The organism is Acinetobacter sp. 24-47-47, from assembly GCF_057737035.1.
Genome location: NZ_CM173216.1, coordinates 2,847,549 through 2,861,666, shown reverse-complemented (window position 1 = coordinate 2,861,666; position 14,118 = coordinate 2,847,549). Strand labels below are relative to the sequence as shown.

The 14,118-nt window shown below is 38.9% G+C and carries 7 protein-coding genes and 1 pseudogene; 6 read left to right on the top strand and 2 right to left on the bottom strand.

The features are described from left to right. Positions 1-388: 388 nt before the first annotated feature. A complete protein-coding gene (locus AC1M9E_RS13465; protein WP_481586858.1) occupies positions 389-3,880 on the bottom strand; it encodes a hybrid sensor histidine kinase/response regulator in 3,492 nt (1,163 codons plus the stop codon). A gap of 183 nt (positions 3,881-4,063) precedes the next feature. Between AC1M9E_RS13465 and AC1M9E_RS13460 the strand changes: the two genes are divergently transcribed. From AC1M9E_RS13460 to AC1M9E_RS13445, 4 genes and pseudogenes are all read left to right on the top strand, one after another. Continuing rightward, entirely contained in the window at positions 4,064-4,396 is a 333-nt protein-coding gene (locus AC1M9E_RS13460) for a DUF485 domain-containing protein (protein ID WP_035265779.1), read from the top strand. Position 4,397: 1 nt separating this feature from the next. Continuing rightward, complete coding sequence (locus AC1M9E_RS13455) at positions 4,398-6,104, top strand: cation acetate symporter (RefSeq protein WP_180028478.1); 1,707 nt, start codon at positions 4,398-4,400, stop codon at positions 6,102-6,104. A gap of 136 nt (positions 6,105-6,240) precedes the next feature. Next, positions 6,241-6,929: pseudogene (locus AC1M9E_RS13450) on the top strand (ion channel). Between the two features lie 224 nt (positions 6,930-7,153). Next, the gene (locus tag AC1M9E_RS13445) at positions 7,154-9,124 is read left to right on the top strand and encodes a BCCT family transporter (RefSeq protein WP_481607217.1); all 1,971 of its coding nucleotides are present in this window, start codon (positions 7,154-7,156) and stop codon (positions 9,122-9,124) included. A 63-nt stretch (positions 9,125-9,187) separates the two neighbouring features. Here AC1M9E_RS13445 and omp33-36 read toward each other — a convergent pair whose 3' ends face one another. After that, entirely contained in the window at positions 9,188-10,135 is a 948-nt protein-coding gene (omp33-36, locus tag AC1M9E_RS13440) for a porin Omp33-36 (RefSeq protein WP_481607218.1), read from the bottom strand. An 847-nt stretch (positions 10,136-10,982) separates the two neighbouring features. Between omp33-36 and blaOXA the strand changes: the two genes are divergently transcribed. Both blaOXA and AC1M9E_RS13430 read left to right on the top strand, forming a co-directional pair. Next, a complete protein-coding gene (gene blaOXA / locus AC1M9E_RS13435) occupies positions 10,983-11,849 on the top strand; it encodes a class D beta-lactamase (RefSeq protein ID WP_481607316.1) in 867 nt (288 codons plus the stop codon). Between the two features lie 487 nt (positions 11,850-12,336). Continuing rightward, complete coding sequence (locus AC1M9E_RS13430) at positions 12,337-14,043, top strand: GGDEF domain-containing protein (RefSeq protein ID WP_488224858.1); 1,707 nt, start codon at positions 12,337-12,339, stop codon at positions 14,041-14,043. The last annotated feature ends 75 nt before the right edge of the window (positions 14,044-14,118 follow it).

Here is a 14,118-nt window from a genome sequence, read left to right as displayed (position 1 = left end):
TTTGAGGCACTTTGATTTCTTTAATCGAACGAAGATGTGCTGATGGCTAGATTTAGAATTATGTTGATTGCAATAAGAATAAGACTAAAGTATTAATTTTTATTTGATGAGTAAATTTGTCATCTAAAAACATGATGTTAGTAAACTTGTAACTATTTGTTTTAAATGATATTTCAACTTTTGATGTGTTTTGCCATAGAAAATCGGACTTTGATTTTTTTGGTCAATTGCCAATGCTCTTTTTAGCTTTATTTTGTTCTCTTTTGCCACCTCTAAAGCTGAGATCTGCCAATCATTGTAAAGTACGGTGTGAATATGTATAAAAATCACCCAGCTTTTCGTGGAAAAACTGGGTGAAGAATGTATCAAAATGTGACTATTTCGAATCTTATTTTGAAATTTTTAAACCTGATAACCATGAACGTAGAGAGGCAGGTTTGAGAGGTTTTTTCAATAGGACAATATTCAGCTCTTTGAGTCTTTGCGGAAGCTCAGGATCTGAATCAGCTGTAATCAATGCCACAGGCACATTTTCTTGACGATGTTCTACAATAAAATCTAATCCTATTTTATTTGAATTCAGGTGTTGATCGACCAACCAAACTTGAATGTTCTCTTGTTGAATAATCTCAAGCGCTTGTTCAGGTTCTGTGGCTTTAAACACTTGATAACCCCATTTAGTAAGCAAAGTTGCCATGCCTTCTAAAATAGTTTCATCATTGTCTAAACATAAAATTTTATACGCTGCAGATTTTAATGGTGTGGCTTGAACTGGTGCGGTCACAACCTTTGGTGCATCGATGAGTGGGACTTCAATCATAAAACATGAACCCTTACCCAACTCGGAATACACATGCACAGGATAACCCAACATGCTGGTCATTCTCTGAACGATGGCGAGTCCAAGACCTAAACCTTGTTCACCCCATGGCGAGGTATGTCCACAACGTTCAAACTCTTGGAAGAGTTTAATACGTTGTTGTTCAGCAATCCCTGGACCAGTATCCCAAACACCAATACGAATATGGTTTGCTCTTTCTGCTGAACGTAACACCCCAACAATTACACGACCTTTTGCTGTGTATCTTAGGGCATTACTGACAAAGTTTTGAATAATACGGCGAATCCATTGAGGATCTGTATCAATCCAGAATTTCACGTCATGCACTCGGAAGGAGATCGCTCGTTGTGCTGCAATTGATTTAAATTGTAGTTCTAAGTCACTCAATAGGTCATGTAATGGATAGGCTTGTCGTTTAGGTTGTATTGTTCCACCTTCTAAACGTGCAATGTCTAATAATGCAGAAAGCATACTCTCTGCACCATGTAAGGCACGATCGAGTTGCTGTAGCGTTTTAGCATCTTCTTCATTTTGAATGCTTTGTTCTAATGCCGTACTGAATAACCGTGCAGCGTGCATAGGTTGAAGTAAATCATGACTTGCTGCAGCAATGAATCGACTTTTTGACATATTGGCTTTGTCAGCTTGTTCACGTGCCAATTGTTGTTCTGCCAAGGCATTGGCAAGTTGTTGAGTGCGATCTTGAACGCGTCCTTCAAGTAGTGCTTCAGTTTCTCGGAATGCCGTAATATCAGCAAATGTCGTCACGAAGCCACCGCCTTCGATTGGATTTCCTCGCATTTGGATAACACGACCATCTTTACGAATACGTTCAAACTCATGAGCGCTACCTACTTTCATCCAATGAATACGTTTACGTACGTGCTCTTCAACGGAACCAGGTCCACATTCACCGCGCTCTGCGTTATATCGGATCAAGTCTGCAATCGGGCAGCCCACATATACCAAATCTTTTGGATAATCGAATAAAACGAGATATTGATTATTCCATGCGACTAAACACATGTTTTCATCGACAACACTTACCCCTTGGGTCATGTGGTCGATCATGGTCATAATTAGATTTTGGTTAAAGCGTTGCCATTGTGATGCTTGGTCTAGAATATTAGCGACCTGTCCAAGTGCTAATCCATTGTTAACCATGGCTGTAGTGAGTAGGGTACGTGCCGATGCAGCTCCAATTGTGCCAGCAAGATATTGTTCAGTGAAACGCCACCACATCCCATTGGCACTGCTGTTTTCGTTTAATATCACATTATTGGATAAGCAGAATTGATTAAACGCATGCATGGTCGGACCTTCACCCGTAATCCGTTTGGCAAGCGTGATCAGGTCACCCACTTTTAATCGTGCGACATCATGATGTAAATAATTAACTTCATTTGAGGTTTGTTGCGTTTGTAGGGGTTTAGTTTCGTAATAGAAGAAACTTTCTGCCTGTATTTGCTCAGCAATACTTGGACGATAAATTCGTGAGATCCAGATGTAGAGCACGATATTTAAGCCAAGTGACCAAATTACACCATGTGTTAATGGCGCAAATGATTCAAAACCAAGTAATGCTTCAGGCTTTAATAAGTCAAATCCCAGAGGGCCAAACATCAGAAACGAATAAGTAAATTGATAATATTCATCTGGTAAACTTCTTAAAATTGTTGGTAAGAGCAGTGTGTAACTCCACATCACAAAACCAACGATGAGACCTGCATAGACCCCTTGCTTACTTCCACCACGCCAGTACAACCCCCCAATAAGTGCAGGTGCAAACTGTGCAACTGCACTAAATGCCAAAAGACCAAATACTGACAGCTGATCAATGTCATTAAAGAAATGGAAGAATAAGAATCCAAGTAGCATGACCGCCAAAATACATACGCGACGTGTGAATTTCAGCATTCGAGGTAAACGCTTGTCATGACGAGAAATCCAACCCAAGCGCCATAGCGCAGGCATAATCAAGTCGTTACTGAGCATGATTGAGAGTGCGACTGAAGAGACTAAAAGCATACCAGTTGAAGCCGAAAATCCTCCAAGGAATGCTAAGAGCGTCAGCCATTCTTGGTTATAGCTCAAAGGCAGTGACAGCACGGCAACATCAGGGACTGCCATGTATTCTGGTGCAGCATGAAGTGCCCAACTTGCAATCGGAATAATCGCGACAACGGTTAAAATGATGTAAGCGGCAAACCATCTGCGCGCACCACGAATATGTTTTTCATCACGTAATTCAACTACAGCAACATGAAACTGGCGTGGCAAACATATAATCGCTAATGCTGCTAAAAGTGTTTGAATCCAAAAGGTATCTGGCACGCCCATCAGTTGAATTTCATGGAAGGTTTTGGATACGTCTGCGGAAACTTGAATGAGGTTTTCGGGGCGTTCAAATAAAAAGAAAAAAGCGACACAGAGGAGTGCAAATAATTTAACAAAGGATTCAAAAGCGACTGCCAGCATTAAACCACCATGCTGTTCGGTGTTGGCAATCTGACGTGTACCAAACATCATAGCCAAAATTGCGAGAACCCCTGTAAGTGCAAGAACACCATTGGTGGTCAGATTCATCACTTCTGAATCTTGTTGCAACATCACGGATGCACTGAGTGCAATGGCTCTCAGTTGTAAGGCAAGATAAGGAATGATGGCGATCACGGCTAAAATGGTGACGAGTGAGGCGAGAGGTCCGCTTTTGCCATAACGTGCTGCCACAAAGTCAGCAATTGAGGAAATAGCATGGTGCTGACGTACCCGACCTAAGCGACGCCAAATATCATAACCAAACCAGACAAACAGAAGTGGGCCTAAGTAGATTGGAAGGAAAATGATCCCTTCACGAACAGCAGCACCCGTTGCGCCGTAGAATGTCCAAGACGAACAGTATACGCCTAAGGTCAAACTAAACAATAACATGCGTCCACGTGGGCTGAGCCGACTGGCATGTTTTTCACCAAAAAAGGCGCAAATAAAAAGGATGAGGATGTAGAGGGCGAGTACCCCAATAATCAACCAACTGTTCATAGGACTTACACTTGAGAATCTCGTGTAATGATAACGCATCCATGAACTGTCACGTTCAAATTGATCAAAATTTAGCGACCAAAGTCTAAATTACAACCAATGCAAAATCTTGCTAATTTAAAAATCGGAATAATTTAAATAAAAAAAATGACCTACGTTTGGGTCTCATATGGAGTCTTGTTTATGGATGAGAGACAAGTAGAGCAAATTCTACAGAATCCCAAATTCAAAGAAATGGTCAAAAAGAAAAGCACACTGAGCTGGACATTGACAGGCATTATGCTGTTTGTCTACGTTGGTTTTATGCTTTTAGTTGGCTATAACAAAGAGTTTTTATTGTCATCGCTTTCAGGTGGTGTAACCACTTGGGGTATCCCTCTAGGATTAGGCATCATCGTGCTGTCTTTCTTGTTATGTGGTGTGTATTCGTACATTGCCAACAATAAGCTCGATCAATTAAACGAAGAAGCTATGCGCGAAGTTGAAGCCATCACTCACGAGAAGGGACTACACTAAGATGAAATGGAATTCTTTACTCACATTTGCAGGGACTGCAATGTTATCTGGATTGGCATTCGCAGGTCCTGATTTAGGTGCAGCAGAACAACAAGCAACAAATTGGCCTGCGATTATCATGTTCTTGATTTTCGTCGGTGCAACGCTGGGGATTACCAAATGGGCAGCTAAACAAACCACTAACACCAAAGATTTCTATACCGCAGGCGGTGGAATTTCTGGTTTCCAAAATGGTTTAGCCATTGCTGGTGACTATATGTCCGCAGCATCGTTCCTTGGTATTTCTGCGATGGTTTTCCTGTCAGGTTTCGATGGCTTACTCTATTCACTTGGTTTCATGGTAGGTTGGCCTATCGTACTTTTCTTGATAGCAGAGCGTTTGCGTAACTTGGGTAAATACAATTTATCTGACGTTGTATCATTCCGTTTACAAGAAAAACCTGTACGCACACTGGCAGCGTTAAGCTCTCTTGTTGTTGTTGCATTCTACTTGATTGCCCAAATGGTCGGCGCTGGTCAGTTGATCAAGCTTCTGTTTGGCTTGAACTATAACATTGCTGTCGTCATCGTCGGTCTGCTCATGATGGCATACGTTATGTTTGGCGGTATGTTAGCGACAACATGGGTGCAAATCATTAAGGCAGTGATGTTGTTGTCAGGTGCTACCTTCATGGCATTTATGGTGATGAAAGGCGTTGGCTTTAGCTTCACCAATATGTTCGAGCAATCGATTCAAGTCTTCTCTAAAGTACATGATTTAACCTTAGATGATGCAACCAAAATCATGGGACCAGGTAGTCTGGCATCAAACCCAATTGATGCGATTTCTCTTGGTTTAGCATTGATGTTTGGTACAGCTGGTTTACCACATATCCTCATGCGTTTCTTCACAGTAAAAGATGCGAAAGAAGCACGTAAATCAGTTGTTGTTGCAACAGGCTTTATCGGTTACTTCTATCTTTTAACTTTCATCATTGGTTTCGGTGCGATTCTCTATGTATCGAACAACCCACAATTCCTTGATATTGCGAAAATGGCAGTAACTGGCAAGCTAGAGCTTGTTGGTGGTAATAACATGGCTGCGGTTCACTTGTCTGATGCTTTAGGCGGTGACTTGTTCATGGGCTTCATTTCAGCGGTTGCATTTGCCACGATTCTAGCAGTTGTTGCAGGTTTAACGTTGTCAGGTGCTTCAGCAATTTCACATGACTTATATGCGAACGTATTGAAAAAAGGACAAACTACACCTGAATCTGAACTTCGTATGTCTAAAATCGCGACTTTAGGTCTTGCGATCTTTGCGATGATCTTGGGTATCTTGTTCGAGAAACAAAACGTTGCCTTCATGGTAGGTTTAGCATTCTCTGTTGCTGCATGTGCAAACTTCCCAGTGCTTGTACTTTCAATGTTCTGGAAAGGTTTAACAACGCGTGGTGCAGTTGCCGGTGGTGTTGTTGGATTAGTTTTAGCGGTTGTACTCATCGTACTTTCTAAAGCAGTTTGGGTAGATACGCTTGGTATTTCTGATACACCAATTAATCCATATAACGGTCCTGCATTATTTGCGATGCCTTTAGCATTCTTCTTCTGCTGGTTGTTCTCTGTGACAGACAATTCTGCACAAGCGCAAGCAGAACGTAAAGCATTTGATGCACAGTTTGTACGTTCACAAACAGGTATTGGTATTTCTGGTGCGTCAGACCACTAAACCATACTGATCATGATAAAAAGCCCCTTTAAGGGGCTTTTTTTTTTACCAAATTTCTATTTTAAATGACATACAAGTCATCAACTGTCCGCTATGCTTTCATTCAAACAAAACAATAAAAATAGTTGGAGTTGAGATGAGTTTAATATGCCGCGTGATACGTGATCTCGTACGTTTACCATCCGCGTGTCTACTGATTTTACAGCTGCTGATTTTATTCCTCGCAGTGATATCAAGTCATGATTTGGCTTATCGCTCCATGACTTGGATTCTCGGCGCTTTAGTCCTTCTTATTATTGCTAAAGTCATCAAAATGACCCCAATTTTTAGTGCTGTAGGTTTATTTGGGGTATTAGGAGCTCTCATTTTTTCTTTCTTGATTCTGATTGGATATCATCAAGCCTATATTCAAATTACAGCGCATGCATTTGAAGTTATCGCGTATACGACAGCGGCTTATGGTTTGGTTCGATATATGTTCGAAGACCGCTATTTGACCAAAGATGAATTATTTGCGGCAGCAGCTGTTTTTACTTTAATTGCATGGAGCTTCGCATTTTTATATAGCATCTGCCAGCTATATGACCCACTGAGTTTTAGCATAACGCCTGAACAATCTGTTCAACATAGTTGGTTAGATTTGTTGTTTCTCAGTTTTAGTATTCAGTCGGCAACAGGTCTTTCAGATATTATGCCCTTGAGTCCGCTGGCGAGACTGATTGCCATGATTCAAATGTTAGTGGTGTCATGTATCTGGCTTTGATTGTTTCGCGCTTAGTTGCACTGCAATACATTGCTCATTTGCCAAAGCATCAGGATGATTAAAACAGAACGTTACATCTTGCTAACGGCATTCATCTGCAAAATCATGAATAATAAGTACTTAGATCAAAAAATAATCTCCAACCCTCGATATTGAGTCGATTTTCTATTCTGTTTTTGATGAAACTAACCCGGCTTTATATGAGGTTGAGGATAAATGATCTCAATTCATATAGCGTTTTATCCAGTTTGAAGCGTTTCACCAAAAATAAATATATAGGGGAATTATGTCTTCTCAGCATCCTTCATGGTATTCAAATGTAAATCCACGTGTTTTTATCAGCACGGTACTCATCATTTTTGTATTTTTGGCCACTGTGGTGTTATCTCCTAATGGTTTTGAATTAGTTACTCAGCAACTGAACCAATGGATTACGGATTCTTTTAGTTGGTTCTATGTTTTAGCAGTTGCCATATTTCTGATCGTGCTGGCTTATATCGCAATTTCTGACTACGGCAAAATCAGGCTCGGTCCAGATCATAGCCAACCGAGTTACAGTAATGGCTCTTGGTTTGCCATGCTCTTTACCGCAGGTATGGGGATTGGCCTGATGTTTTTTGGGGTAGCAGAACCTGTAATGCATTATGTCTCTCCGCCAGTCGGTGATGGAGAAACGGTTATGGCAGCGCAGCAAGCGATGCGAGTGACTTTCTTCCACTGGGGACTTCATGCATGGGGAATCTATGCATTGATTGGATTGTCCTTGGCCTATTTTGCTTATCGACATCAATTGCCTTTAAAAGTACGTTCCGCGCTTTATCCGATCATTGGAAAAAAAATTCATGGTCCAATGGGGGATGCTGTAGACACATTTGCCACGATTGGAACAGTATTTGGTGTGGCGACAACATTGGGTTTTGGTGTAACGCAAATTAATTCAGGCTTGAATTATTTATTTGATGTTCCTCAATCAGCAAGTACTCAAGTGATACTGATCATTATCGTCAGTTCATTGGCATCATTGTCCGTTTTTCTAGGTTTAGAAAAAGGAATTAAACGGTTGTCTGAGTTGAATTTGGTATTGGCAATAAGTTTATTGCTCTTTGTATTCTTCGCGAGTTCTACCATTTATCTTTTGCAAACCACAATTCAGAACATGGGTCAGTATATTTCTAATCTCTTTACCATGACATTTAATTTATATGCTTATCAACCGAATGGTTGGATTGGTGGTTGGACGATTATGTATTGGGCATGGTGGATCTCATGGTCACCATTTGTCGGGATGTTTATCGCACGTGTGTCACATGGAAGAACTATTCGAGAGTTTATCGTTGGAGTTATGTTGATTCCTACTGGATTTACACTCATTTGGATGGGCTTTATGGGGAATGCTGCGCTCTTCAGTATTATGCAAGAAGGCAATGAAGCACTGATGCTAGCAGTACAGAAGGATTCTTCCGTTGCATTATTCGAATTTTTAAATAGCTTACCACTCGCTTCAATCATGAGTGTGGTGGCAACATCGCTGGTTATTTTATTCTTTGTCACTTCAGCGGATTCAGGTGCATTAGTTACAGACTATTTGACGGCCAAAGGTGAAGGTTCACCGACATGGCAACGACTCTTTTGGACTGTGCTTATGGCGGTATTGGCAATTGTATTATTATTGGTCGGTGGGCTCGGTGCTTTACAATCTGCAACCATCATGAGTGCATTGCCATTCTCCGTCATTATGCTCTTTATTTGTTGGGGATTACTCAAAGCCTTAAAAGTAGATTTAATTAAAATGAATGCTTTGCAAGAAGCGAGAATTACACCTCGAGCGATTCATCAACCACGGAGTTGGCAAAAACGCTTAGGATTGATTATGCACTATCCTCATTCTAAGGAAGAGGTTGATGTATTTATTGAATCTCAAGTATCTCAAGCATTAGAGCAAGTGCAGAAAGAGTTCAAGAGAAGACAGTTTAAGGTTAGTGTAAATCGATTGGGTGAAGGTGTAGAGTTGAGGGTAGATCATCATGCTGAGTTGAATTTCGTATATCAAGTGATGTCACAAAGAACAACGCCACCGAGCTTTATGCCAGATACAATGGTGACTGAGCAGGATTATTATCAGGCGGAAGTGTTTTTAAGAGAGGGTGGACAGGCCTATGATGTAATGGACTGGACACAAGAAGACTTAATTCAAGATGTCATTGATCAATACGAAAGACATTTACATTTCTTAAGTGTAATTCGTAGCCCTGAGTAAATAGTGAATGATTAAAAAAGGACGCATTATGCGTCCTTTTTTGATTCTGTATATAATAATTTATTAGAAACGGAATTTAGCATTTAAGCCAACAGTTTCAGTATCACGGCTAGAACCATTTTCAGCGTTAGCATTTACATAACTTGCACCAACAGCTACAGCTGGAGTGATGAAGTAGTTTACGTTAGCACCGATAGCTGAGCTTGGAGTGTCATTAAAGCTTGATTCAGTATAAGAAACGCCTGCGCTTAACTGTGGATTGAAGTAAAGGTCAGATTTTAATTGGTAAAGTGTGTCTTCACCGTATACTAAACCAGCTTCAAAGCCAACAGACATATTTGTATCAGTGATGCCGCCTACATATTTAGTACGAGCTGTGATCGCATCTTGATCTTCAGCAATAGTACCTGTTTCAAGTGCTGAGAATACGCTGCCGTTGTTGATTGCTTTAAAGACATCAAAAGAGTATTGATCAGCAACGCTTGTATAACCTACAGCAACTAAGAAGTTTGGAAGTAACATTGCACCAAGTTCTAAAGCATAACGATCGCCGTTACCATCTGCTAATTTAGCAACTTGTGGGTGGTTTAATGGGTTGTTTGCAGTGAAATCATTTTTAGCATCAGTTTTTGAGTGGCTATATGACGCGCTTGCATATAAAGGAATAAGTTTAGTTGGGATGTAAGCTTCAGCTTTAGCACCGTAGTTATGTTGTTCTGCTTTAACTTCTTCATTAATACTGTAAGCAGGTACTTTAATATCAGCAGAATATTCACCGAAGTTATAAGCCACAGATACATTAGATGCCTGATTTAAGAAAGCCGCTTCAGCTAAAGGACCTTTAGTTGAGTCAACATTCTTGAAGTAATAAGTACCTTGTACAGAACCAGTGTAGTTATCATTGTTCAATGAGTCATCAAAGTATTCAGCAGCCCCTTGTACTTCAACTTGATATGCGTGTGCCCCAGTCATTGCTACTAATAAAGCAGTGGCTAAACTAATTTTTTTCATAATAGTTACCAAATAAATGTCGAATGAATATGCAGTAAATATTGTATTGTAACAATGTATTAAGTCAATGATCTTTAAGGTAATAGTCTGCTGGTCTAAATTTATTTTGTGTGTTATGTCTTGATACAAGAAGATTAAGAACATGAATTTTTGAACATTTTATTCAAAAATAACAATGTGATAAGGAGATTTTCAACGTCGATTAAGCTTAAAAAATTGCATCGAAATTATACAAAAAAAAGATTATTAGAATCGGATAAAACGTATAAAGAAAATGTTAATTTACATGAAATTTAAGATTTTCGTTTAATTTTAACTCATTTGAAAATAAATAATGTGACTTTTTTCACCTACTTGGTAGTAAAGTGTTAGGTCTATTCGGAATTTCAAAGGGTTGCGATGTTTGCAATTTAAGTTAATTTTCACATAATTACATGCTCGTTAACTAAGTTTTTTTTTATATTTAAATAAATTGAGTTCTGCCTTTTAGATTTACTAAATATTATAGTGGTTATTTCTCTTATATGCCCAGCTTTCCCCAAGGCTGGGTTTTTTTTACTTATATTTATTTGCACCATTATAGTGCATAACTGGGTGTATTCTTTATCAATACTGAGCAAAAAAAAACCTAGTTTTCATAGAAAACTAGGTTTTTTCGCCAAAACTTGAGGGAAATACAGAAATTCTGCTGAGGTATATTTCTATCTCGCCCTAATGTGGGGCATTATGCACCAGCATATTGCACATGTAAATATTATTTTTAAAAAAAGTGTTAAAAATAGACAAAAAAATTGGAAATAATCTGTCAAAATTGATTTAAATGCATTGGTCAAATTGGAACATTGAATTGAAAGGATTCTTTATTGTTGCACTTGTTTTTACGTCTGTTTTTTTATCTGCCTGTCAGACCTTAGACCACATTAATCCGAGAATAAAAGCATACGATTTGAAAGAAGATACAATGCTGAATAGCTATGAATCAAAAAATCAGCATCATATAAAGACCCTATTTAATCAGCAAAATATTCAAGGTGTATTTATCACCTATGATGGCGAACACGTTAAAACCTATGGTTCTGATCGAACAAGAGCAAAAGAAAATTTTATCCCTGCATCTACTTTTAAAATAGTGAATGCTTTGATTGGATTAGAAAATCATAAATCAACTCGGTATGAAGTGTTTAAATGGGATGGAAATAAACGTTCATTTGATAGTTGGCAACGTGATTTTACGCTTGGTGAAGCCTTACAAGCATCTGTTGTACCTGTGTATCAAGCCTTAGCACACCGTATTGGACCATCATTGATGCAACAGGAATTAAGTCGAATTCAGTATGGAAATGCAAAAGTCGGGGATGAGATAGATCAATTTTGGTTAAAAGGTCCTCTAGAGATTACACCTGATCAACAAGTTAAATTTGTTTATAGATTGGCACAGTTGTCATTGCCGTTTCGTAGAGATGTACAACAAGATGTAAGAGACATGATGTATGTCGAATCACGTGGTGCGAATAAGCTATATGCCAAAAGTGGTTGGGGAATGGATATTGAGCCTCAGGTGGGCTGGTATGTGGGTTTTGTAGAACAAGCCAGCGGTCAAGTCACTGCCTTTGCATTAAATTTAGAAATGAAAAATGGTGATAAAATTCAGCAACGGAAGGAAATCACTTTAGATATTTTAGATCGACTCGGTTTATTTCATTATTTACGTTAAAAGTCATATAAAAGATAAAAAAACCCAGCCGATTGGGATGGCTGGGCTGAAAAAGGATGTTCTGTATGTGGGAGAAACATCCGAGGGTAGAACAAAATTCATTAAGCAAATCTGATATGAATCAGTGTCTTTGCGATGTAAGCATTATGGTTTAAAGGATGAGGTTTGTATAATGATTAAAAATTATGCGCATGATCTATTTTTTCGATGCTGATTAAGTGATCAAAATAATCATCTGATTTTAATTCAAAAAAAGTAAATACTACCAAATATGTCACTTGTATATTGGTGGAAAAATAATTTAAATATTGAACAAAAAAAATTTACGGCATTACAATAGTGTGATATTTATCACATTGTTTCTTAAATAAAAACTTGTGCTTTAAGTGCTTTTTAAGCATGGTTATATTGTAAAATATAACTAAGTTCAAAGAAATTTTATAAATCTCACCGCTTTATACGGTCTTTTATTTTAGAGGTAGTTTGGATGTTAAAATCACATTCCGAGCAAATTGGTCGCCGCCTATTTGTGTTCGTGATGATTATCGTCTTATCTATCCTCTGTATTTCAATCCCATTGGTCATTAGCCATTATCGCGAATATCAGAAATCACAAACAGCATTGATTGAAATAGAAAATCTTCGTGCCGTTGCTGCTCTAGCGAATCGTATTTCACGCGAGCGTGGCCCTGCGAACATGGCAATGTCGAGTTCACAAGAAGAGTTTGAAAAAAATAAACAAGCGCTTATTGAGTATCGCGCGGGAGTAGATGAACAAATTAAGGTCTCGATTCATCGATTAGATCAGTCTGGATATGATGGGTTAGAAGAGTACGTCGCTCAATACCTAAATCCAAAATTAGCGGAAGGTCGCAAACAAGTCGATCACTATATTTCGTTGCCATTTGCAGAGCGTACGCCTGAAGCTTTAGATCAAGCTATTCTTACAATGTTTAATGCGTGGGATAGCAGTCATGATTTACTGAAGAAACTGGTAATGCAGTCTAAAAGTAAAGACAGTTCGATGGGGCATTATTACACCATGATTTTGGTGTTGGCTGATTTGCGAGATCAGGCTGGACGTGTTGCTTCAAATGTAACTGCACATGTGACATTTCAGCAGCCGTTACCAAGTGACAATATTGCACGCGCATTACAAACGCAAAAACAAGTTCGCTATTTGTGGGATTTAGTGAATACCATCCAACCCGAACGCCATCGTACAGCTGAATTCGCTCGCTTACACCAAGAAGTGAAAACTCAGTTTATTGATCAAGGTTTACCTATCATCATGCGATTAATTGATGAAAGCCGAAAGGGACAACCTTATTTTTTATCAGGGACTGAATTAAGTGTAGCTGTATCTGGTAAATTCTTAACAGTTATCGATTTACAAGACTATTTGCTCAATAAGAGCGTTGAAATCGCAAAGTCAGAAAAAGACGCGAATCAATTGAACTTCCTACTCACGTTGATAGTCTCTTTAATTTCACTATTGGCTGCTTTATTTACGATGATCTATGTTCAACGTAAAGTTATTTCGCCGCTTATCATGGTGAGAGATAAATTAGTTGAATTGTCGTATGCCAATGCTTTGGTCGATAGTCATTTTATTGAAGATCAGCAGAAGCAAGTACATTCATTACACGAAGCGATGCAAAAGCTTCAGAAAATGTTGCATCAACGTGATGAGTTTGAATTTGAATTAAAGAATATTGCTAATACCGATAAATTAACAGGTGTTTCAAATCGTTTTGCTTTAGAAGCCTATACCAAACTTATGGAAGCTCAGCCCAATAAGTTTACCCAAACGTGTTTGATGATTGTAGATATTGATTATTTTAAACAGGTTAATGATCAGTATGGTCATGTGGCAGGGGATCAAGTGATTCAGCAGGTGGCAAATTGTTTAAGTCATAATGTTCGATCAACTGATTTAGTCGTTCGCTTTGGTGGGGATGAATTTTTGGTGTTGATTGAAAATTTAGACCTTGAACATGGGTTACGTGCTGCAGAAAAGATGCGTAAGGGTATTGGTGATTTACAATTTACAGATGAGCAAGGTCAATCATTTACGGTTTCGATCAGTGTGGGTGTTGCGGTAGGTGCTGATTCTTGGAAAGCATTATTTGCGAAAGCGGATCGAGCTTTGTTTAGGGCAAAAGCGCAGGGACGCAATACGGTTTCAAGCTAAGATTATGTGAATATTGGCTGTAATCACGTCCTCAATTGTCAGTTAGATTTTTTATTAAATTTGCGTAGTAGTTTC

Excerpts from the sequence above, each read along its gene's own strand:
- AC1M9E_RS13465 (WP_481586858.1), bottom strand. The coding sequence starts at position 3,880 with ATGAACAGTTGGTTGATTATTGGGGTACTCGCCCTCTACATCCTCATC.
- AC1M9E_RS13460 (WP_035265779.1), top strand. The coding sequence starts at position 4,064 with ATGGATGAGAGACAAGTAGAGCAAATTCTACAGAATCCCAAATTCAAA.
- AC1M9E_RS13455 (WP_180028478.1), top strand. The coding sequence starts at position 4,398 with ATGAAATGGAATTCTTTACTCACATTTGCAGGGACTGCAATGTTATCT.
- AC1M9E_RS13445 (WP_481607217.1), top strand. The coding sequence starts at position 7,154 with ATGTCTTCTCAGCATCCTTCATGGTATTCAAATGTAAATCCACGTGTT.
- omp33-36 (WP_481607218.1), bottom strand. The coding sequence starts at position 10,135 with ATGAAAAAAATTAGTTTAGCCACTGCTTTATTAGTAGCAATGACTGGG.
- AC1M9E_RS13430 (WP_488224858.1), top strand. The coding sequence starts at position 12,337 with ATGTTAAAATCACATTCCGAGCAAATTGGTCGCCGCCTATTTGTGTTC.